The organism is Pseudoalteromonas sp. HL-AS1 (assembly GCF_031198785.1).
GTDB lineage: Bacteria > Pseudomonadota > Gammaproteobacteria > Enterobacterales > Alteromonadaceae > Pseudoalteromonas > Pseudoalteromonas distincta.
Window position 1 is genome coordinate 516,180 of record NZ_CP133569.1, and the last position, 20,486, is coordinate 536,665.

The window sequence follows — 20,486 nt, forward strand, 5'->3', positions numbered from 1 at the left end:
TATTTTTATTCCTTTTTGAGCCCTCATGCGTGAGCAAGCTTCACGCCTACGTGGGTTTTTCATCCTCGGTGTATGTGAGAATGTAGGCGCATTAAAAGCGCAGCTTTTACGTATTTATCAAATTGCGTGAGCAAGCTTCACGCCTACAATTTACCAATCTCTATTTTAACTTCACTACTTAATATCTCTTTGTACTTTGCTGCCAAAGCGTTTTTTGCATCATCATCTCCATGTACAATTTTTATATGGCTTGGCTTTTTATACATACCCGTTACAAACTTAACTAATCCTTTTTGATCTGCATGGGCGCTGTACCCGCTAATTGTATGTACTTTTGCGTTTATGGTAATGCGTGTATTATTTATAAAAATATACCCGTTACGTGAGCCATATTTTTGAATTTCGCGGCCTAAAGTACCATGGCCTTGGTAACCTACAAAAAGTACATCGGTGGTTTCATCACTTAGAAAATGCTCTAAGTAATTAACTATACGGCCACCTGTGCACATACCGCTTGCAGCTAATATAATGGCTGGCGTTTGGCGTGAGCTCAAATAATTAATAATAGCCATATGTTCTTTATGTGAATCAACAGTAGTTAGGTTTTTAAAATCGAGCGGGTGCCTACCGTTTGCAATTTTGCGTTTGGCCTCGCTATCCCAAAGGTGCTTAAATTTTTTATATTGCTCGGTAAAGTTAGCTGCCATGGGGGAATCGAGTATTACGTGAATGTCTCGCCACTTAGACTTTTTAGATGAGCTATGTATGAGTTGCTCAAGCTCATATAGCAGCTCTTGTGTGCGGCCAATACTAAAAGCAGGTACTAAAACAATACCATTGTCGGCAACAGCGCGTTCAATCACATTTTTTAAAGTTTGAGTTCGCTCTTTTCGGCCTTGATGATTTTTATCACCGTAGGTTGATTCAATAACTAGGGTGTCGGCTTTGTAGGGCGGCTTAGGCGAAGGGAGTAGCGGGGTATATGGCGCGCCTAAGTCTCCTGAAAATACAACGCGATGTTTGTTGTTATCGCTATTAGTAATATCAATTTCTACGTAGGCAGAACCTAATATATGGCCAGCCCGCTGAAACCGTGCTTTGGCAGTTTGTTCACCTCTACTTGGTAGTTCAAACCATGTTTTATAATCAACGGCAACTATGCGTTTGTTTAGCAGGCTTAAACACGCTTTTATAATTTTAGGGTCGCGAGTTACACCTACTTTTAAAGCATCTTCTATTACTAAGGGTAGTAAGCTGGCCGATGCAATACTTGTAAAAATAGGGCCTTTAAAACCTGCAGCTAATAAGTAAGGAATACGACCAACATGATCAATATGGCAATGGGTAACAATAAGCGCAGTAACACAGGCTATATCAAACTCAATAGATAGGTCGGCTTTAGAGTCTTCGCCTTGAAACAACCCGCAATCAATAAGCACGCTTGTTTGCTCGTTAATAACTAGTTCGTGACACGAGCCGGTAACCCCGTTAACGGCCCCATGATGAAGTATTTGCATTAACTGTCCTTATTGGTGCTTATATTTACGTTGGTATCTAAAATAGAAGTTAAAGTGTAAATATTCAAGAACAGTTATGGTTTGCATCATTTATTCAATATATAAAAGCTTAAATGCGGATACAGCAAAAATAATAACTGTTCAGCCTGTGTTTAAACCAATCTATCTATATTGTGTTTTAATATTGAGTAAATTAGTACCTTAGGCGTGTTAAGCTCTTTTTTGTTGTGTTATTTTTAAAATGTTAATTAACCTTAATATTTTTTAGCTTTTATTTATTGCTAATATAGTTATAATCTATTGATATAAATGTGAGGTTTTTGCATTGTTATGAGTGATTTGTGTGCTTATGTATTAGCCTATTTACATTGATGGATAAATAATGGATTTTTGGTTCCCTCTCTCAATTACGTTTATTATCTCACTTGTTGCCATAAAAGTGATTAATCCTATTGCTGTAAAAACAGGGTTGGTTGACTTCCCTTGCGATAGAAAAATACATAAAGGAAACATCCCTTTAGTTGGCGGAATTGCAATTTATTTAGCCGTATTAATTACTTCAATGTTATTTATAGAACACAGCCGAAACTTAAATATTTATTTAGTTGCATCAGCGTTGGTACTTTTTTTGGGTACTTTAGATGATCGTTATCAACTCTCGGTAAAAATCCGACTTGTTGCACAAGTGCTTGTAGCCTCGTTAGTTATATTTGGAACAGAGATCTACTTACACAGCTTAGGATATATTTTAGGTTGGTTTGAACTCAAATTAGCAGGGTTTGGGATTGTATTAACAGTTATTGCTATTATTGCAGGAATCAATGCTATTAACATGATGGATGGCATGGACGGGTTAGTCGGTTTACTAAGTGTAGTTGCATTTACTGCTTTGGCGTTTTTACTAAGTCGAGTAACTAATGCATGGTATTTGCTGCCTTTTTTATTTATTGCCGCCTTATTAGGGTATTTAATATTTAATCTTAAACTGCACAGTTCAGCTACAAAAATATTTATGGGTGACTCAGGCAATATGCTCATAGGCTTAACTCTAGTTTGGCTCATGGTAATAGGAATAGAATTAGATGCGCCAGCATTAAGACCTGTAACGGCCTTGTATATAATTGCGGTACCTTTAATGGATATGGCAACAGTAATAATGCGAAGAGTCAAATCAGGTGTATCCCCTTTTCAGGCTGACAGACAGCATTTGCATCATATTTTTGAAGCAGCAGGTTACAGCCATCGATTTTCGCTTATTGTTATTTCGTCTGGTGCAAGTATACTTGCCCTGCTAGGTTGTTTAGCTGAAGTTTATGCAGTTGCAGAGTGGATAATGCTAGTGTCTTTTTTATTGTTTTTTATGTGTTATTCGGCAATTACTAAACAAGTATGGAAAAAGCTAACGAAAATTTAGCCACATCAAGGATTTTATTTTGTTACTTACCAATAGATTAGAAAATAAATAATGAAAAATAATAAAGTTTTACTATCACTTCTCCCTTTTCTGTTTTTAACAGGCTGTGCTACGCCACCTCCTGTTCTTCACGCAACACGCGCATTAATAGACGAGCCAATAAAATCTATGGGTACTAGCGCATTACCCACGTATTTAAGTGATGTATTAGACTCTAAGCCGCAAGGCTATACAGGCCAATACAATGATATTGAGTTTACATTAGGCCTGCAATATACGTCAGCATTGGGTGAAAACTGTAGAGTGGTTTATTTAAAAAGAGCAGAACAATTAGCCGAACAAGAACGTCGAGCTGTGTGTAAAAATACCAACCAGCAATGGGTAGTAACGCCTCAAGTAATTGAAAACAAAAACAACCAAATTAGCTTTGGAGCTTAAGCCCTTTATGAACATGCTAAGCAAAATATTTCAAACATTTTTAATATTAACCTGCTCTACCTTTAGTCTATTTAGCGCTAATGTTACTGCAGCAGAACAAATGTCTTTAAGCCTGCTTGAAAGCGCAGGTACAACTCAAACACAACTACCTAATGCTGCGTTACAAAATGGAACATATAATAAACAAGGGCGCTCAGGAACATTATTGCCAGGCGAAATGTCAGCGGCTGAATTACTACCTACTCCTGAGCTTGGCTTACCACCTCCATATGGTGCAAACTTATTTGCAGGTGGTTACGAAAGTGAGCGCCAAGATGGTTTAAACGACGATTATACAATAGCACCAGGCGACAAAGTTTCTATTTGGCTGTGGGGTGCAATAAATCAATCAGAAGTTATAACGGTTGATAACCAAGGTAATTTATTTATAACTAATGTAGGTCCTGTATACGTAGCAGACGTAAAAGCAAGCCAGCTAAACAGTTATGTAAGCAATAAAATAAAAGAAGTATATAAAAGTAGTGTACAAATATACGTAAACTTACTTACAGCAACGCCAGTGAGTGTTTACATAAGTGGTAGCATTGTTCGTCCTGGGCAATATGCAGGTATAGCTTCCGACAGTATTTTGTACTACTTAAAGCGAGCCGGTGGAATAGACTCTGAACGAGGCAGTTACCGCTCTATAAAGGTATTACGCAACAATAAAGTAATTCAAAATATTGACCTATACGACTTTATACTAAGTGGTTACCTCCCTAAGTTTAACTTTAAAGACAACGACGTAATTTTAGTTGAGCGCCAAAAGGCAACAGTTGTTGTATCAGGCAGTGTAAGAGCACCATTTAGGTTTGAGTTTAAAGATAATCAAGCAACGGGTGAGCAACTAGCAAAATTTGCCTTGCCACTTGCTAAAGTAAGCCACGTAGGAATAGTAGGCGATCGTAAAACAGGCCCATTTTCGGTTTACTTACCTTACAACGAGTTTAAAAGCTTTACACTTAAAGATGGCGACCGCCTTATTTTTAACGACGATATACGTGCGCAGGTACTCGACATTCAGGTAGCTGGCAGTTATTTAGGGTCTTCGTACTTTGCAGTAAAAAATAACACACGCTTGCACGACTTACTTGCCAATATACAAATAAATAAAGACCTTGCTGACTACAAGTCAATTTATATACAGCGTAAAAGCGTTGCTAAAAAGCAAAAAGAGATGATTGACCAAGCGTTAGACCGATTAGAGCGCAGCATATTTACCGCCCCAGCGTCGTCCGACGGAGAAGCTAAAATAAGAGCCGAAGAAGGTAAAATGATTTTAGAGTTTACCGAACGTGCCCGCAAAGCGGTTCCACTTGGCAAAGTAGTTATTTCTGATCAAGGTCAAGTTGCAAATATTAGGTTAGAGCAGGGGGATGTAATATACATACCAGCAAAAACTGATTTAATACACATAGGCGGCGAAGTACTCATGCCACAAGCGCTTGTGTACAACCAAAATGCAACAATTGACGACTACATAGCATGGGCGGGTGGCTACAGCGAACGCGCCAATTACGACCAAATAATGGTTATACACCCTAACGGCATGATAGACGTAGACGCTTACGGCACCTTAAAACCAGGTGACCAAATTTTGGTACTCCCAAAAGTCGACACCAAGTTTTTGCAATCGGTTAAAGATATAACGCAAATAATTTATCAAATTGCTATTGCGGCAAATGTGGCCACCTAAATGACCACAGTACTTAAACGTAATAACTGGGCAATATGGCGCGACGTTATATTTGCCCTTTTTGTACGAGAAATCCGCACAGGCTTCAACGATAAATTTGGTTTAGCGTGGGCGGTATTTCAGCCATTAAGCTTTATATTTTTACTATCGTACTTACGCGGCCTGATCTCAGGTAGTGACTCGCATACAGTGCCCACATTCGAATTTATGATGTACGGCATGCTGTTAATTCAATTGTTTTTAGAAACTTTAAATAACTCAGCAAATTCAATAAAAAAAAATAAAGCCTTATTTGCCTTTAGGCAAGTGCAGCCAATTAGTAGTGTATTAGCCAGTAGTTGTTTTTATTTACTCGTTAAGCTATTTGTATTTTTGCTTATATTATTGCTTATGTTTTTATTTAAAATGGATATTAATATAGACGATCCATTATTTTTAATAACCAACGCTTTTGCAGTATGGATTATAGCGTTGTCACTGGGGTTACTATTTGCTATTGGACAATGTTATGTACCTGAAATTACTAAAGTACGAGGCATTTTAACCAGGCCTTTGTTTTTTATATCGGGTGTATTTTTTTCGATGGAGGATATACCTAAAGAGTACTGGCCATATTTAGATTGGAACCCAATTTTGCATGCAATAGAGTTAACTCGTCATGCGGCTTATAGCACTTACCCTACAGAGGCAGTAAGTGAGTTTTATTTATTAGCTTGTACGATTGTATTATTGTTTTTTGCTTTAGCTGTTTACCACGTTTCGTGGAAACAGGCGCTAAGCAGGTAACCTTATGCAACAAGGAGTATTAAGTGATTAAGCTGCAAAATGTTACCAAGTACTACCCCTCTACGTTAGGTAACCAATATATTTTTAAAAATATAAGCTTTGAAATACCTAGCGGCCATAACATTGCTATTTTAGGCTCTAATGGCGCAGGTAAATCTACGTTATTTAAAATGCTTGCTGGCAGCGAATACCCTAATAAAGGTGAAATTATTACCGACCTTCACTTATCGTGGCCGGTAGCGCTTGCCACAGGAATTCACCCGCAAATGAGTGGCGCCGAAAATGCCCGCTTTATAGGAATGATTAACGGCGTTGCCGACTTAGACCAATACGTGCGCCGTGTACGCCAATTTGCCGAGCTGGGTCCAAAGTTTGATTTACCAGTAAAAACTTACTCTAGCGGCATGAAACCCCGCCTAGCATTTGCTTGTTCAATAGGTATAGATTTTGACGTATACCTAATAGATGAGGTTACCTCGGTAGGCGATGCAAACTTTAGAAAAAAAACGCGCGAAGCCCTCACATACAAAAGTAAAAATGCTAATGTGATAATGGTAAGCCACGAAATGGACGAACTACGCCATTTTTGTGATAGCGCCATTGTATTGCACCAAGGTGAACTTACTTTTTACAACGATTTAGAGCAAGGAATTGCTCATTACCAGGCATTATAATTATGAGTCAACAAGCGGTAGAAAAAATAGAACAGCGCTTTACAGAGCTAGGGTTAAAAACCGATAAAGCCATTTGGGATAATGGTGAGGAGTTAATAGGGCTTGCTCAACGGGTTGAACAAAATGATATATACCTAGCAAGGCGTGTTATGCAGCGCGCTCGTAATTTAAAACCTAAAAGCGAGCAAATAAATAAAGAGTTAGCTAGGCTTACTGACAAAATAAATAGCAAAGCAAAGCAAACACAATCAAGTACCTCTACCGAGCAAAATGCAAAACCAAACGTAAAGCAAGCTGCTATGGCTAAGTTAAATAATAAGCGCGGCCTACACTTATTTACTAAGCCGTGGTTTGTACTATTGGTTGTGCCTTTTATATTATTTGCTTTTTACCAACTCGTTTTAGCAGCCCCTAGATATGAGAGCCGTGCACAATTAATAATTCAGCAGCCTGACGGCATGGCAACAATGGACCCTTCAATGGCGCTACTTAGTGGCCTAGGTGTGGGTGGTAACTCAACAGCCGATACCGAAATAGCTAAAGCGTACATACACTCGCAAGACATGCTTAATTACTTACAAGCACACAATAACTTAAAAGCACATTACCAAGAGCATGGCGATATTTTTACGGGGTTAAGTAGCAACGCTAGCAGTGAAGACCTACTAAGTTATTACATTGACCACACCACTATTGAAATAGACGAAGACTCAGGTGTACTAAAAATATTAGCCCAGGGCTTTACGCCTGAATTTGCAAACACTCTAACCCAAACAATAGTTAACCGTGCAGAGTGGTATATAAATTCAATAGGCCACCAACTAGCTGATGCGCAATTAAAGTTTATACGATTAGAGCATGCAAAAGTTGAGCAACGCTTGCGTGATGCACAAAAAAACACTCTTGCGTTTCAGCAAAAAAATAACTTACTTGACCCAGAGGCCGAAGGCATGGCGCTGCAGCAAATAACCTATGGGCTTGAGGGGAAAATAGCGACTAAAAGTGCAGAGCTAAAAGGGCTACGCTCAACTATGACCGAAAAAGCCCCGCAAGTAGTTATGCTAGCGTCGGAGCTGAGCGCACTTAAAACCCAGCTAGAGTTAGAGCGAGATAGGCTTTCTACCCAGCAAGGCACCAATAGTAATATTAAAAATAATGGAACCTCTGTAAGCGAGGTGCTTGCGCAATTTTCTGACTTAAAAATTGAGTTAGAGCTAGCGCTTAAAGGTTATACATCTTCTGAGGTATCGCTCGATAAAGCCAGAATTGAGGCTTATAGGCAGCTTAAATATTTAGTAGTGGTTGAGTCAGCCACGCTACCACAAGACAGTAAATACCCAGATACGCTTTACAATATTTTACTTTTTGCCGTGCTGCAATTAATGCTATTTGGTATTGGTAAAATAATTTTAGCCACAGTAAAAGAGCTAAGGTAGCATTGAGTTTAGCGCTAAAATAATAATTAGATAGACAGGAATCTATATGAATTCATTAACAAAACCGCTGTATAAGTCCGCTCGTAAAGGCATTATATTAGCGGGCGGCTCGGGTACACGTTTATACCCGCTTACAAAAGTGGTGAGTAAACAATTAATGCCTGTTTACGATAAACCGATGATATTTTACCCGGTATCTACTTTGATGATGGCAGGTATTACCGAGATTTTAATTATTTCGACCCCCGCTGAGTTACCTCGTTTTAAAGAGCTACTAGGCGATGGTAGTGCATGGGGTATAACATTTGAATACAAAGAGCAACCAAGTCCAGATGGCCTAGCGCAAGCATTTTTATTAGCTGAAGACTTTTTACAAGGCCAATGCGCGGCACTTGTGCTTGGCGACAACCTGTTTTACGGTCACGATTTATCATTATCGCTGCAAAATGCAACTGAGTGCGAGCAAGGTGCTACAGTGTTTGGTTACCATGTTTCAAACCCTAAATCGTATGGTGTGGTTGAGTTTGACCAAAACGGCAAAGCCATTTCAATAGAAGAAAAGCCAGATAAACCTAAGTCTAACTACGCAGTACCAGGGTTATACTTTTTTGATAGTCGCGTAGTGGAGTTTGCTAAAAATGTAAAACCCTCTGAGCGAGGCGAGCTTGAAATTACCGACGTAATAGACCAATACCTCGCTAAAAAAGAGCTAAATGTTGAAATAATGGGCCGTGGCACCGCTTGGTTAGATACAGGTACGCTAGATGATTTACTAGATGCTGCTAACTTTATTCGCGCAATAGAAAAACGCCAAGGCTTAAAAATTAACTGCCCAGAAGAAATAGCCTACCGCATGGGTTATATAAATGCAGAACAGCTTAAAAAGCTAGCAAAGCCGCTTAAAAAATCAGGCTATGGCAAGTACTTATTATCGCTTTTAGAGCAAACAGTATTTTAATAGGCATTAAAATGAAATTTATTGAAACTAGCATCCCTGATGTAAAAATTATTGAGCCACAAGTATTTGGTGACGAGCGCGGTTTTTTTATGGAAACTTTTCGCACAGAGCTATTTAACCAACACTGTGGCGAGCGCACTTTTGTGCAAGAAAACCACAGCAAATCGGCGCACGGTATACTGCGCGGCTTACACTACCAAACACAAAATACCCAAGGTAAATTAGTGCGTGTAACGCAAGGTGAAGTATACGACGTAGCCGTAGATATGCGCCAAAGCTCGCCAACTTTTGGGCAGTGGGTAGGCGTGTTGCTTTCGGCTGAAAATAAACGCCAATTGTGGGTGCCAGAAGGATTTGCACACGGTTTTTATGTAACAACAGAAACCGCCGAATTTGTATATAAATGTACCGACGTTTATAACCCAAATGTTGAAGTATCAATAAAGTGGGACGACCCAACTCTAAATATTGATTGGCCATTAGTTGAAGGTAAGTTACCGCAGTTATCAGCTAAAGACGAAGCCGGCCTTAGCTTTAAAAACGCCCCAAAATTTTAATAGCCCCAAATTAAGTACTCATTATGAAAATATTAGTAACAGGTAAAAATGGCCAACTAGGCTCAGAGTTACAAAAAACCTGCCCAAGCAATGTAGAGCTAATATGCTTTGGCTCAAAAGAGCTTGATATTAGTAATGCCGAACAGGTAAACGAGTTACTAATAACACACTCGCCAGATATAGTTATTAATGCTGCAGCTTATACAGCGGTTGATAAAGCCGAAACCGATACCGATACAGCCTATGCAGTAAATAAGTTAGCTGCTGCTAACTTAGCAAGCACATGCAAGCATATTAACGCCAGGCTTATACATATTTCGACCGATTTTGTGTTTGATGGCACAAGCACTATGCCTTATACCGCAAGCGATGCAACAAATCCTTTGGGCGTTTATGGCGCGTCTAAACTAGCTGGTGAGCAGGCTATTAATGAAATTTTAGGCTCGCAAGCAACTATAGTGCGTACCGCGTGGGTTTATTCTGTTTTTGGTAATAACTTTGTAAAAACAATGTTACGATTAATGGCAGGAAAAGAACAGTTAGGTATAGTAGGCGACCAAGTGGGTACGCCAACATGGGCGGCAGGTTTGGCGAATATGCTATGGGCTTTAGTAGCTAAAGCAAGCAGTGAGCAAGTTTTAAATACTGAAAATACAGCAACTATTTTAAATTGGACCGATGCGGGTGTAGCTTCGTGGTACGATTTTGCAGTAGCAATACAAGAGCTTGCAATTGAGCAAGGGCTATTAACTAAATCAATACCAATTAGTGCAATACCAGCAGCAAGCTACCCAACACCAGCTAAACGCCCTGCATTTAGCGTGTTAAATAAAGCTCAGACTGAAGAAATAAGTGGCGTAAAAACAGTTCACTGGCGCGCACAATTAAAAGAAATGCTAACAGAGCTAAAACTTAACCAATAGGTTAATTTTATAGGTGAGGTTTTGTACCTCCTAATAAAGTGATTAAGTGATTATTATCACCACAGAGAAGACAAAGAGAAGTGAAGGAGAAGAGCTAGTAACTTCTCCGTGTAGCGCGAAGCGCCTCGGTGTTCTCGGTGGTAAAAATGTTTTGTAGGTGAGGTTTTATACCTCGCTCATAAAGTGATTAATCACCACAGAGAGTACAGAGAAGTGAAGGAGAAGATCTAATAATTTCTCCGTGTAGCGCGAAGCGCCTCGGTGCTCTCGGTGGTGAAAATGTTTTGTAGGTGAGGTTTTATAATACCTCGCTCATAAAGAGGTTAATCACCACAGAGAGCACCGAAAAGTGAAGGAGAAGAGCTAGTAACTTCTCCGTGTAGCGCGAAGCGCCTCGGTGTTCTCGGTGGTAAAATACGGGTTTATAATTATTTAGGTGCTAAATAGATTCTAAGGGCGCTATTTATGGAAGATTTGGTAACTAAAACTGTAATTGGTTGCGCTATTGAAGTACATAAAACACTTGGTCCTGGTTTATTAGAATCTAGTTATGAAAATTGCTTACTTTATGAGTTACAACAAGCTGGTTTGTTACCTATGAATCAAGTTGCATTACCGATTAGCTATAAAAGTATAAGTATAGATGCAGGGTATAGGTTAGACATATTGATACCTGAAAAATTGATTATTGAATTAAAAGCTGTTGATAAACTGCTGCCTATTCATTCAGCTCAGCTTATAACTTATTTAAAGTTAACAGGCATAAAAACTGGGCTATTAATTAATTTTAATCAGGTCCGGTTGCTTGACGGGCTGAAACGTATTAGCGTGTAAAATCCGCTCTCCAGCCGGTAAGCTAGGAGAAGTGAAGGAGAAGAGCTAATAACTTTTCCGTGTAGCGCGAAGCGCCTCTGTGCCCTCGGTGGTAAAATTGTTTTGGGCTAAAGCTCATAAAGTGATTAAGAGATTATTATCACCACAGAGGACACAGAGAAGTGAAAGAGAAGAGCTAGTAACTTCTCCGTGTAGCGCGAAGGGCCTCGGTGTTCTCAGTGGTAAAAATGTTTTGTAGGTGAGGTTTTATACCTCGCTAATAAAGTAATTAAGTGATTAATCACCACAGAGGACACAGAGAAGTGAAAGAGAAGATCTAATAACTTCTCTGTGTAGCGCGAAGCGCCTCTGTGTTCTCGGTGGTAAAATTGCTTTGGGCTAAAACTCATAAAGTGATTAAGAGATTATTATTACCACAGAGAAGACAAAGAGAAGTAAAGGAGAAGAGCTAGTAACTTCTCCGTGAAGCGCGAATCGCTTCTGTGCCCTCGGTGGTAAAATTGTTTTGGGCTAAAGCTCATAAAGTGATTGAGAGATTATTATTACCACCGAGAAGACAAAGAGAAGTAAAGGAGAAGAGCTAGTAACTTCTCAGTGTAGCGCGAAGCGCCTCTGTGTTCTCGGTGGTAAAAATGTTTTGTAGGTGAGGTTTTATACCTCGCTCATAAAGTGGTTAATCACCACAGAGAATACACACAAAACAAAGAGAAGTGATTGCAGGCGCTTAGCTTGCTGGTGTTATTAAGCTTCTTGGTTATAAAAATATTTTGTAAGTGAGGTATAAACCTCACTTTTTAGGCGAGTAAAGTAATTATTATTACTAAATAAAACACATAAAAGGTCAAAATAAATAACCTTTTATTACCTTACTATTTAGTAAACAGCAATTTGTAGTCTTACGGCTTAGAGTTTACAGCTTATGACTTGTAACGATGGCATAAGGCGTAAAGCCAAAATTTGTAAAATGGAATAACAGATGACAGTAAAAAATTTATTAGTAACCGGTGGTGCAGGTTTTATAGGAGCCAACTTTGTACATTACTGGTTAGCGCAAAACCCACAAGACAAAGTAATAGTGCTAGATGCACTTACCTACGCAGGTAACAAAGCAAACCTAGACAGTGTAGCAAACAACCCAAATATGACCTTTGTACACGGCGATATTTGCGATACAGCGTTAATTGAAAACCTAATCGACACTCATCAGTTAAACACCATAGTACACTTTGCAGCAGAGTCACATGTAGATCGCTCAATAACAGGGCCCGACGCCTTTATTGAAACAAACATACTAGGTACATACAGCTTATTAAAAGCAGCTAAAAAAAAGTGGATAGACGAGCCAAAAGCAGCTGCTAACGAGCCTTTAGAGCATCGCTTTCATCATGTAAGCACCGACGAAGTATACGGCACATTAAGCGCAACCGATCCTGCGTTTACTGAAGAAACAGCTTACGCACCAAACTCACCATATTCTGCATCAAAAGCGGCAAGCGACCACTTAGTACGTGCATACCACCATACTTATGGACTTGAGGTTACTACATCAAATTGCTCAAACAACTATGGGCCGTTCCATTTTCCTGAAAAACTAATACCGCTTATTGTTACTAATATTTTAAACGACAAGCCTTTACCTGTTTATGGCGATGGACAACAAATTCGCGACTGGCTATACGTAGAAGACCACGCACGCGGTATAGAGCTTGTACTTAAAAAAGGTCGTATTGGCGAAAACTATAACATTGGCGGCAATAACGAATGGGCCAATATAGATATAGTTAAATTAGTATGTAAAGTAATGGGCGAAAAATTTGCTACAAACCCAGAGCTTGCAAAACGCTTCCCTAATGCTAAAGCTGCTATGGAAAATAACGTTGAGCAATTAATAACATACGTTACAGATCGTGCAGGGCACGACCGCCGATATGCAATTGATGCAACTAAAACAAATAACGAGCTAGGCTATGTACCAGCAGAGAGCTTTGAAACAGGCTTCGCTAAAACATTGGATTGGTATTTAGATAACGAAGCATGGTGGCTTCCGTTACTAGGGAATAAATAATCATGTTAAAAAAATTAAAAAAAATTAAGCAAACTTTTAAAGATAAAAGTCGTATCAGCCAAGTTGAAAACTCGGATTACTTTGATGAAAAATTTTATGCAAATCGCTATCCAGATGTAAAAAGTTCTATTTACACTCCGGCAGAACACTATTTTTACTTTGGCTGGAAAGAAGGTAGAAACCCAAGCTTAAAATTTGACACTTCATTCTATCTTAATGACAACGAAGACGTAAAAAAAGCAGGTGTAAATCCTTTATTTCACTTTATATCAATTGGGGAGCAAGAAAGTAGAACACGACTCCCTGAGTTAAAAAAAGTAGATAAGCAGGTAAAAGTAAATCTTTCCGAAGAAATAAAATTAGAGTCTATACCGGTAAAGGAGCTTAGCTCGGAAGATGTTATTCCACTTATCATTACCGAAGAAACAGCTCCAAAAGATCCTACTTTCTTGCTATTCAAAAATAGTGGCTTGTTTAGCGAAGAATATTATAAAGAACATTACCCAGATGTGTCGGGCTGTCCAATAGAGCATTTTGTTAAATTTGGAGCAAAAGAAGGGCGTAACCCATCACACGAATTTAATACGGAATATTATTTAAAGTCTAATCCAGATGTTGCAGGGTCCCATATAAACCCTCTTGAGCATTATATATTATATGGTCAATACGAAGGACGTAGAGCAAGGGTACAATATGTAGATCCTGATTTAACGAATAAAGTTAACTCTCCCTCTATCTTGTTTATTTCGCATGAAGCATCTGAAACAGGGGCGCCTGCCGTACTATTGTCGCTAATGGGCTGGTTAAAAGAAAATACTAATATAAATTTCTCTATTATTGTTGGAGCCTCTGGACCTTGGAACGCGAAGTTCGAATCGATTGCCCCTACATTTTTTTTCGATAAGCCACATACAGAGCAAGATATACAAGACTTTTGTGGAGACCATGTTCAAACTATATATGTTAATACGATTGCAGCAGCTCCTTATGCAAAAGCATTTGAATTTTTACATGCAGAGTTTGTAACTCACGTTCATGAAATGGAAAGTGTTTTTAGTATTTTTGAAAACGAAGTAGAAATATTAAAAAGTTTATGTAGCAAATATATTGCTGTATCACCAGGTAGTGTAGCCTCACTTAACAAGCGTTTTGATAAAATTGAATTAGAGTATTTAAAGCCTTTTATTAATCACTACAAAGCGACAGAGGAAACACAGCACCCATGCGAAGGCAAAAAAATTATTTTTGGTTGCGGCGCCGTAGAGCAAAGAAAGGGGTTTGACTTATTTTGTGAGGTAGCGAACAAGTTAAAAGAAAATAATATTTCTAATGTAGAAATGCACTGGATTGGATCTGATAAAGAAAAAGATCTGAATGCTCAGGACACAATACATAAGCTTGGTGTAGCTGATGTTGTTAAATTTATAGGCCCGAAGGCTAACCCACGAGATTACTTTAAACATGGTGATCTATTTTTGTTAACATCAAGAGAAGACCCATATCCGTTAGTTTGCATGGAAGCTGCAGAGCAAATGTTGCCAGTAGTGTGTTTTGATGAAACTGCTGGTGGTATGCATACCTTTGTAGAAAATGATGCGGGTATAGTTGTGCCATACCTAGATATTTCTGCAATGGCTGATGCTGCAATTTCGCTGATAACTGATGATACGTTACGTGCAAAAAAAAGGCTTAGTTGCTAAAAATAAAGTAGCAAAACGCCATTACGTAGAAGTAATAGCCCCACAAATATTAAAGTTTATACCTACAGCTTCATCTGTAGGCGGAAATAGTAAATTAGACAACTATAAGGCGCTTATCGATAGTGCTAAAGCTATATCTTTTGATATTTTTGATACTTTAGTTACTAGAGAAGTTGCTGAACCAGAAGTTGTTTTTGACATAGCTGAATATAATCACACCGCTAAAGAAGCTGGCATTTTGTCGCTATTTGAAGAACGCATGAAAACGGCGGGTAAAGTACTCGGTAGTAAACAAGGTAAAGTTGATGATATTTCAGTCGATGAAATTTATGAAAACATGCCACTTTACAGAAACAGCAGCATAGAAAAACAGGCTGAAATAAACGTCTGCATCGTTCATCCTATCGGTAAGGAATTGTACGAATATGCACGCAAGCAAGGGAAACAGATATATATAACAAGTGACATGTATCTAGATCGCCAAACCATAGAAAGTATATTAATAAAGAATGGCTATGATCACTGGGATGAATTCTTCCTTTCATCAGAAAGAGGAATGAAAAAAGATACTGGCAAGTTATTTAAAGAAGTTAAACGCTTTGCTGCAAAGGCAAATATAAAAGAAAACGAGCTACTTCATATTGGCGATAACTGGATTGGCGACATTAAGTGTGCTCGCGAGGCTGGTTTTAATGCTGTACGTTTTACCCCTATTTATGAAGCAAAAACTAAACTAGTTAAGCTTTCATTAGACAAAAAAGCAACGCTGTCTCAAATGGGGAGAGTATGGGATAGCTTTAGTACACAAGCAGCACGCATGTGGTCATTAGAAAATCCTCAATTAGCGAGTGATTTTTACACTAAACTTGGCTTTGAGCTTACAGGACCTCTTGCTAGCATGATGGCTATGCATACAAAGCAACTCGCTGATTCAGAAGGTGTTCGTAAAATAGTCTTTATGGCCAGAGATGGGCGTATTATTAAAAAGGCATTTGATACCCTATACAAGTCAGAGCTAAATGAAGATAAATTCGAATCAAGCTATTTACACTTATCGAGGGCTTCAGTTGTAGGTGCTACATTTGAACCAGAATTAACCTCTAACGATTTATACTTTTTGATAGAAGGCCTTCATCTAGCTGAGAAAAAAATTAGTTACTTTCTAAATAAAGCTAATTTAGATCCTGAAAATAAAGCAGTCATAAAAAAAGTAGAGCAGCATTTTAAATCAGTCGACTATATACCTAATTGGAATGATTTTTCGGCATTGTCAGCAATGCTAGAGTCGTTGTCACATGAGATTTATAAAGCGAATGAAAGTAGAAGAAACGGCTTAGAATTGTACTTAAAAGAGCAAGGGATATTTGATCAAAGTAAAGTACTATTTGTAGATGTAGGTTGGCTGATTAATATTCAATCTCGACTAGATCGTTTTATCAAAAGTATAAACCCTACAACACAAGTTATTGGCTCATACGTAGGTACTCGAGAGCGAGTAAATAAATGCTTAAAGCATTCATCGTTATTGTATGATTTGGGTGAGCCCGCTATTTACTCCCGCTTCTTAGAAGAGAATGTAACCTTATTTGAGGTCTTATTCTCATCACCAGAGCCATCTGCAGCAGCGATTATAGAAAATAAAGGCAAAGCTGAACTTAAGCTAAAGTCGCTAGGCATGCCTCTACCAAAAGAGTATGTGGTCGCGCAAAAGTTACAAATGGGCGCGGAGGCCTATTTTGAGCGCTTAGCTGAGGCGCAAACTGAATATTTACCTAAAGCTATTTCTAAAGATTATTTCTTTAATATATTTGAAGCGTTGGTAAATAACGACTCCGATATAGCCAAAGCAGAGCTAGGTAACTTTGAAGTAAGGCTTGGTGGGCATCACGAGTTTGTGGCATACCAGAGCTTAGTTAAAGGTGATTCACTTATAGAGTACAAACTAAAGCCTACAGACGAGTATTTTGAGCCAATTTATTACCCTGTAAATAACGCAAAAAAATCAGTATTGTTTGTTACTTCTGCAGGCTTAACCAATGGCTCTACCCGTTATAGGTCTTTAAATGTTGCACAATGGATGCAGCACAATAATATCCAAGCTGGAGTTATACATTCTCAAACTTCAGTATCTATTGCTAAAGAGCTAATAAAAAAAGCAGACACAGTTATATTCCAGCGCTGCTTTGCAGAGCAAGGTAATGTAGGTAAGTTCTTAGATATCGCACGAAGTGAAAATAAAAAGTGTGTTGGGGAAATTGATGACCTTGTATTCCCTGAACATGTCGCATCTATCGGCTCGGTAAAAGGTGGTGAGTGGAACTTAAACGAAGCAATGTTTGTAGCTACGGCCTACGAAACATTTTTATTAAAAATGGACAGCTGTATTGTCTCGACCATTGCCTTGAAAGAATACATTGAAACCACGTATGAAAAAAACTGTGAGGTTTATCCCAATCGAATAAGCCACTCTAAAATAAGAAAGCCCCTTAAAAAAGAAGGGCCACTGAAGCTAATTTACGCATCAGGAACTTATTCACACAAAGAAGACTTTGAATTGATAGAGCAGCCATTGTATGAGTTTTTACAAAGTAATTCAGAAGTAACCTTATCAATATTAGGTGCTACGCAATCATCAGAGCGCATTTTAGCACTACCTAATGTTAGTAGTTACCCGCTATTACCTTATGATGCTATGTTAGATTTTATTGCCAAACATCATGTTATGCTTGTACCACTTGTTGATGATGTATTTAATAATGCTAAATCTAATGTTAAGTTTGTAGAAGCTGGAGCTATGGGAGTGCCTGTTCTCGCTTCAAACGTTAGGGAGTTTGAATCTTGTATCAATAATGGAATAAATAGCTGCTTACATGGCATGGATGAAAGCTATATTGAAAAGTTAATGAACCTATCAAAAATAAATCTAGACAGCATAACTAGTGAACTACATACAGACATTTTAAATAAATTTAATACAAGAGTTAAAAAATGAACAACTTTATAAAGTATCAACCAAATAATAATATTGCTTATCTATTAAATCCAAAAGTTGCATGTACTACGATACAAAATTCTCTGCTTAGTGGAGAAGTTGGTAATGTACATGACATCAACAACTTCCCTCCATATAACAACCCACATGTGCCTATATTTACTGTGGTTCGCAATCCTTTCGATAGGGTTGTGTCTGCTTATTTGGATAAAGTAGCCAGTCAAAAAGACCTGGTTGTATGGAATAATTTTGTAACACAACTCGGTCTTGAAGTTGATTATAATATTTCATTTGAAGAATATTTAGATATTTTATTAAAACACCCAGATTTATCCACATCAGATAAACATTTTAGACCTCAATTTTATAATATGCATGGCATTACCCCTTCTTTTATTGGTTATCTAGAAGATATGACTAAAGTAAAAGAGTACCTAAAAGGTTTTGGCGTTGAAATAATCAACAAAATTCCACACAAAACTGATACTAAATCTAAGAAATCTGAATTGCTAGAGTCTGAAGCTATAATAGAAAAAGTAATTAAATTATATAAGGTGGATTTTGAAAACTATAAATACTCACTCAATCCTAAAGAAACCTTCGATTTAACGCCTATTAAGCAAAAGCAAGTAATTTCTAGTAGCTTTATTACGCATCATACTAATCTGATATCAGACCATTTAGCGGATGTTTTCAGAGAAGCGGCTTTGATTTGCGAAGACAAAAAAATAATATTGCTTTAGAGTTAATAACACTTGCTCAAAAAATCAGACCAACAGGCCCTGTAATTACTGAGTTGAAGGCAAGGATTAAAAGTAAATGCAAATAGTAAATAACGTGCTCAGTATGGATGATGGAGTAAAGTTTTTATATTCAGGTAATCATAAACAGTTTGATTATTTAACTGGTAAAATAAAAATAAGCTCTGAATGCTTGGATATATTTAATAAAAATATAGCCAAGCGAAGTCAGTTTTGTACTGAACGCAATATTTTTTATAAGCATATTATTTTTCCTTCAAAACCAGTTGTTTTGTCTAAGGCTTATCCTGAGCTAGGTGTAGAGTCGATAGTAAGCAAAGAGTTTATGTTGGATGATGTACTTTACCCGCTTGAGTCATATTTGAATGCGAATCAGCCATTTTTTAAGACCGATACACACCCAACTCCCGAAGGAAGTTGGGAAATAACAAAAGTTTTAGCCAGCTTTATGGGCGTTAATTTAGAGCAACCTAAGTATAAGGTTTCATCGATGCATGGCGATCTTAATACAATGCTTGATGATCCAAAATTAGAAAGTTACAACAAGTTTGTTGGTATGGAAAAATATCATTATATTACTTGGGATGTAAATAATTATAATACAGTGGTGGGTAATAGCGAGAAAATACGTATTATAAAAAATCCTTTTTCTAAAACGAATAAGAGATTACTTGTTTTTGGTGACAGTTTTTTTGATTTTAATTTAAATGAACAGTTGGCTCTTATATTTAATGAAGTAATATTTATAAGAACCTCTCACTTTTTGTATGAGGTCGTGGATTATATTGAGCCCGATGCAATCTTATCTGGGCAAGTAGAGCGTTATGTACCTAGTGGTACTTCTGATGAGGTTTACAAATACCCATTACTTCATACTCTTTTATCTTCAGCAGTTAATAGTCAACTAAATAAAGACTTTGCAATTGCACTAAATGCAGTTTTTTCACCTAAAAATAGCGAAGATTATATTCGTTGGCATAAAAATATCTCAGCTAATTTATTTCGAGATATAGCAATTAGCTTAGAAAAAAAAGATGTTGTTAAAGCATTGAAATATATGGAGTCGGCTTTTCTCTATAGATCAAACGGCCCTTTAATTATTCAAAAAATTGATGAATATAAAAATAGACTAGAGGTAGTGAAATGATTGGAGAAAGTATCATTTTTCGGAATGCAAAAGGGGTGTTGCTCTCTAAAGGTAAGCCTAATAACATATACGCTTGGCTTGCTGATTATATCTTAAATTATTGGCATCAAAAAACTGAAACTACTATAGAAAAATTTTTAACTGTAACTAGTTCTGCTATCAATGAAGTTTTATCAGTGCTTTACTCAAAAGGGCAGTTTGATTTATTAATTGAAGCTATCAATCATTATTATTTTATAGACCCTATAAAGGTTAAACAATTCATTGTTGGGCATCAGTTATATAGGTTTAATTCTATTTATAAAAACTTCAATATTAAAATAAAAAATGAAATTTTACTTAAACCAAACAAAGACTTTGTATATTTAGATGATGAAAATCTCATTGATTTATTTAGTTCAGTTAGTCCGGATAAAGGCTTAGATAAATATATTAATATTTACTCTGAGATATTGGATCGTGATAACGAAATTTTTTATTCGATTCAATCTAAACAAAAAAATTACCCATTACTTTAATGCCGATCATTTAAGAATTAGTTAATAGCAC

Annotated in this window: 17 protein-coding genes; 16 read left to right on the forward strand and 1 reads right to left on the reverse strand. The window is 37.5% G+C overall.

The annotated features are described in order from the left end of the window. Positions 1–143: 143 nt before the first annotated feature. Positions 144–1,517 (reverse strand): MBL fold metallo-hydrolase, encoded by a 1,374-nt coding sequence (locus tag RB214_RS02335; RefSeq protein ID WP_309168240.1) that lies wholly within the window; start codon positions 1,515–1,517, stop codon positions 144–146. A gap of 382 nt (positions 1,518–1,899) precedes the next feature. Here RB214_RS02335 and wecA point away from each other — a divergent pair, with 382 nt between their 5' ends. From wecA to RB214_RS02415, 16 genes are all read left to right on the forward strand, one after another. Further along, positions 1,900–2,931, forward strand: a complete 1,032-nt coding sequence (gene wecA / locus RB214_RS02340) for a UDP-N-acetylglucosamine--undecaprenyl-phosphate N-acetylglucosaminephosphotransferase (protein WP_309168242.1) — start codon at positions 1,900–1,902, stop codon at positions 2,929–2,931. Between the two features lie 51 nt (positions 2,932–2,982). Then, on the forward strand, positions 2,983–3,369 hold the full coding sequence (locus RB214_RS02345; RefSeq protein ID WP_309168244.1) for a DVU3141 family protein: 387 nt from the start codon (positions 2,983–2,985) through the stop codon (positions 3,367–3,369). A 7-nt stretch (positions 3,370–3,376) separates the two neighbouring features. Next, positions 3,377–5,104: a polysaccharide biosynthesis/export family protein gene (locus RB214_RS02350; protein ID WP_309168246.1), complete on the forward strand. Its 1,728-nt coding sequence runs from the start codon at positions 3,377–3,379 to the stop codon at positions 5,102–5,104. Continuing rightward, positions 5,105–5,890, forward strand: coding sequence for an ABC transporter permease (locus tag RB214_RS02355; RefSeq protein ID WP_309168247.1), 786 nt, complete (start codon positions 5,105–5,107; stop codon positions 5,888–5,890). 23 nt (positions 5,891–5,913) lie between these two features. Further along, positions 5,914–6,564 (forward strand): ABC transporter ATP-binding protein, encoded by a 651-nt coding sequence (locus RB214_RS02360; protein WP_309168249.1) that lies wholly within the window; start codon positions 5,914–5,916, stop codon positions 6,562–6,564. Positions 6,565–6,566: 2 nt separating this feature from the next. Continuing rightward, positions 6,567–8,000, forward strand: coding sequence for a lipopolysaccharide biosynthesis protein (locus tag RB214_RS02365; protein WP_309168250.1), 1,434 nt, complete (start codon positions 6,567–6,569; stop codon positions 7,998–8,000). Between the two features lie 46 nt (positions 8,001–8,046). Further along, positions 8,047–8,958: a glucose-1-phosphate thymidylyltransferase RfbA gene (rfbA, locus tag RB214_RS02370; RefSeq protein ID WP_188162421.1), complete on the forward strand. Its 912-nt coding sequence runs from the start codon at positions 8,047–8,049 to the stop codon at positions 8,956–8,958. Between the two features lie 11 nt (positions 8,959–8,969). Then, positions 8,970–9,515, forward strand: coding sequence for a dTDP-4-dehydrorhamnose 3,5-epimerase (rfbC, locus tag RB214_RS02375; protein ID WP_002958467.1), 546 nt, complete (start codon positions 8,970–8,972; stop codon positions 9,513–9,515). A gap of 23 nt (positions 9,516–9,538) precedes the next feature. Next, entirely contained in the window at positions 9,539–10,438 is a 900-nt protein-coding gene (gene rfbD, locus RB214_RS02380; protein ID WP_309168253.1) for a dTDP-4-dehydrorhamnose reductase, read from the forward strand. Between the two features lie 465 nt (positions 10,439–10,903). Continuing rightward, a complete protein-coding gene (locus tag RB214_RS02385) occupies positions 10,904–11,272 on the forward strand; it encodes a GxxExxY protein (RefSeq protein WP_165723982.1) in 369 nt (122 codons plus the stop codon). A gap of 976 nt (positions 11,273–12,248) precedes the next feature. After that, positions 12,249–13,337 carry a dTDP-glucose 4,6-dehydratase gene (rfbB, locus tag RB214_RS02390; protein ID WP_309168255.1) on the forward strand — a complete coding sequence of 363 codons (1,089 nt, stop codon included), beginning with the start codon at positions 12,249–12,251 and terminating at the stop codon, positions 13,335–13,337. A 2-nt stretch (positions 13,338–13,339) separates the two neighbouring features. Continuing rightward, a complete protein-coding gene (locus tag RB214_RS02395; RefSeq protein WP_309168256.1) occupies positions 13,340–15,037 on the forward strand; it encodes a glycosyltransferase in 1,698 nt (565 codons plus the stop codon). Then, entirely contained in the window at positions 15,000–18,029 is a 3,030-nt protein-coding gene (locus RB214_RS02400) for an HAD-IA family hydrolase (protein WP_309168258.1), read from the forward strand. The genes RB214_RS02395 and RB214_RS02400 overlap by 38 nt, the downstream gene beginning before the upstream one ends. After that, positions 18,026–18,772: a sulfotransferase family 2 domain-containing protein gene (locus RB214_RS02405; protein ID WP_309168260.1), complete on the forward strand. Its 747-nt coding sequence runs from the start codon at positions 18,026–18,028 to the stop codon at positions 18,770–18,772. The genes RB214_RS02400 and RB214_RS02405 overlap by 4 nt, the downstream gene beginning before the upstream one ends. Before the next feature lie 76 nt (positions 18,773–18,848). Beyond that, on the forward strand, positions 18,849–19,937 hold the full coding sequence (locus RB214_RS02410; RefSeq protein WP_309168262.1) for a hypothetical protein: 1,089 nt from the start codon (positions 18,849–18,851) through the stop codon (positions 19,935–19,937). Next, positions 19,934–20,455, forward strand: coding sequence for a hypothetical protein (locus RB214_RS02415; protein ID WP_309168264.1), 522 nt, complete (start codon positions 19,934–19,936; stop codon positions 20,453–20,455). The genes RB214_RS02410 and RB214_RS02415 overlap by 4 nt, the downstream gene beginning before the upstream one ends. Positions 20,456–20,486 lie beyond the last annotated feature (31 nt).

What these genes read in the sequence shown, in the direction of transcription:
- RB214_RS02335 (WP_309168240.1), bottom strand. Translation starts at nt 1,517, where the DNA reads ATGCAAATACTTCATCATGGGGCCGTTAACGGGGTTACCGGCTCGTGT.
- wecA (WP_309168242.1), top strand. Translation starts at nt 1,900, where the DNA reads ATGGATTTTTGGTTCCCTCTCTCAATTACGTTTATTATCTCACTTGTT.
- RB214_RS02345 (WP_309168244.1), top strand. Translation starts at nt 2,983, where the DNA reads ATGAAAAATAATAAAGTTTTACTATCACTTCTCCCTTTTCTGTTTTTA.
- RB214_RS02350 (WP_309168246.1), top strand. Translation starts at nt 3,377, where the DNA reads ATGAACATGCTAAGCAAAATATTTCAAACATTTTTAATATTAACCTGC.
- RB214_RS02355 (WP_309168247.1), top strand. Translation starts at nt 5,105, where the DNA reads ATGACCACAGTACTTAAACGTAATAACTGGGCAATATGGCGCGACGTT.
- RB214_RS02365 (WP_309168250.1), top strand. Translation starts at nt 6,567, where the DNA reads ATGAGTCAACAAGCGGTAGAAAAAATAGAACAGCGCTTTACAGAGCTA.
- rfbA (WP_188162421.1), top strand. Translation starts at nt 8,047, where the DNA reads ATGAATTCATTAACAAAACCGCTGTATAAGTCCGCTCGTAAAGGCATT.
- rfbC (WP_002958467.1), top strand. Translation starts at nt 8,970, where the DNA reads ATGAAATTTATTGAAACTAGCATCCCTGATGTAAAAATTATTGAGCCA.
- rfbD (WP_309168253.1), top strand. Translation starts at nt 9,539, where the DNA reads ATGAAAATATTAGTAACAGGTAAAAATGGCCAACTAGGCTCAGAGTTA.
- RB214_RS02385 (WP_165723982.1), top strand. Translation starts at nt 10,904, where the DNA reads ATGGAAGATTTGGTAACTAAAACTGTAATTGGTTGCGCTATTGAAGTA.
- rfbB (WP_309168255.1), top strand. Translation starts at nt 12,249, where the DNA reads ATGACAGTAAAAAATTTATTAGTAACCGGTGGTGCAGGTTTTATAGGA.
- RB214_RS02395 (WP_309168256.1), top strand. Translation starts at nt 13,340, where the DNA reads ATGTTAAAAAAATTAAAAAAAATTAAGCAAACTTTTAAAGATAAAAGT.
- RB214_RS02400 (WP_309168258.1), top strand. Translation starts at nt 15,000, where the DNA reads ATGATACGTTACGTGCAAAAAAAAGGCTTAGTTGCTAAAAATAAAGTA.
- RB214_RS02405 (WP_309168260.1), top strand. Translation starts at nt 18,026, where the DNA reads ATGAACAACTTTATAAAGTATCAACCAAATAATAATATTGCTTATCTA.
- RB214_RS02410 (WP_309168262.1), top strand. Translation starts at nt 18,849, where the DNA reads ATGCAAATAGTAAATAACGTGCTCAGTATGGATGATGGAGTAAAGTTT.
- RB214_RS02415 (WP_309168264.1), top strand. Translation starts at nt 19,934, where the DNA reads ATGATTGGAGAAAGTATCATTTTTCGGAATGCAAAAGGGGTGTTGCTC.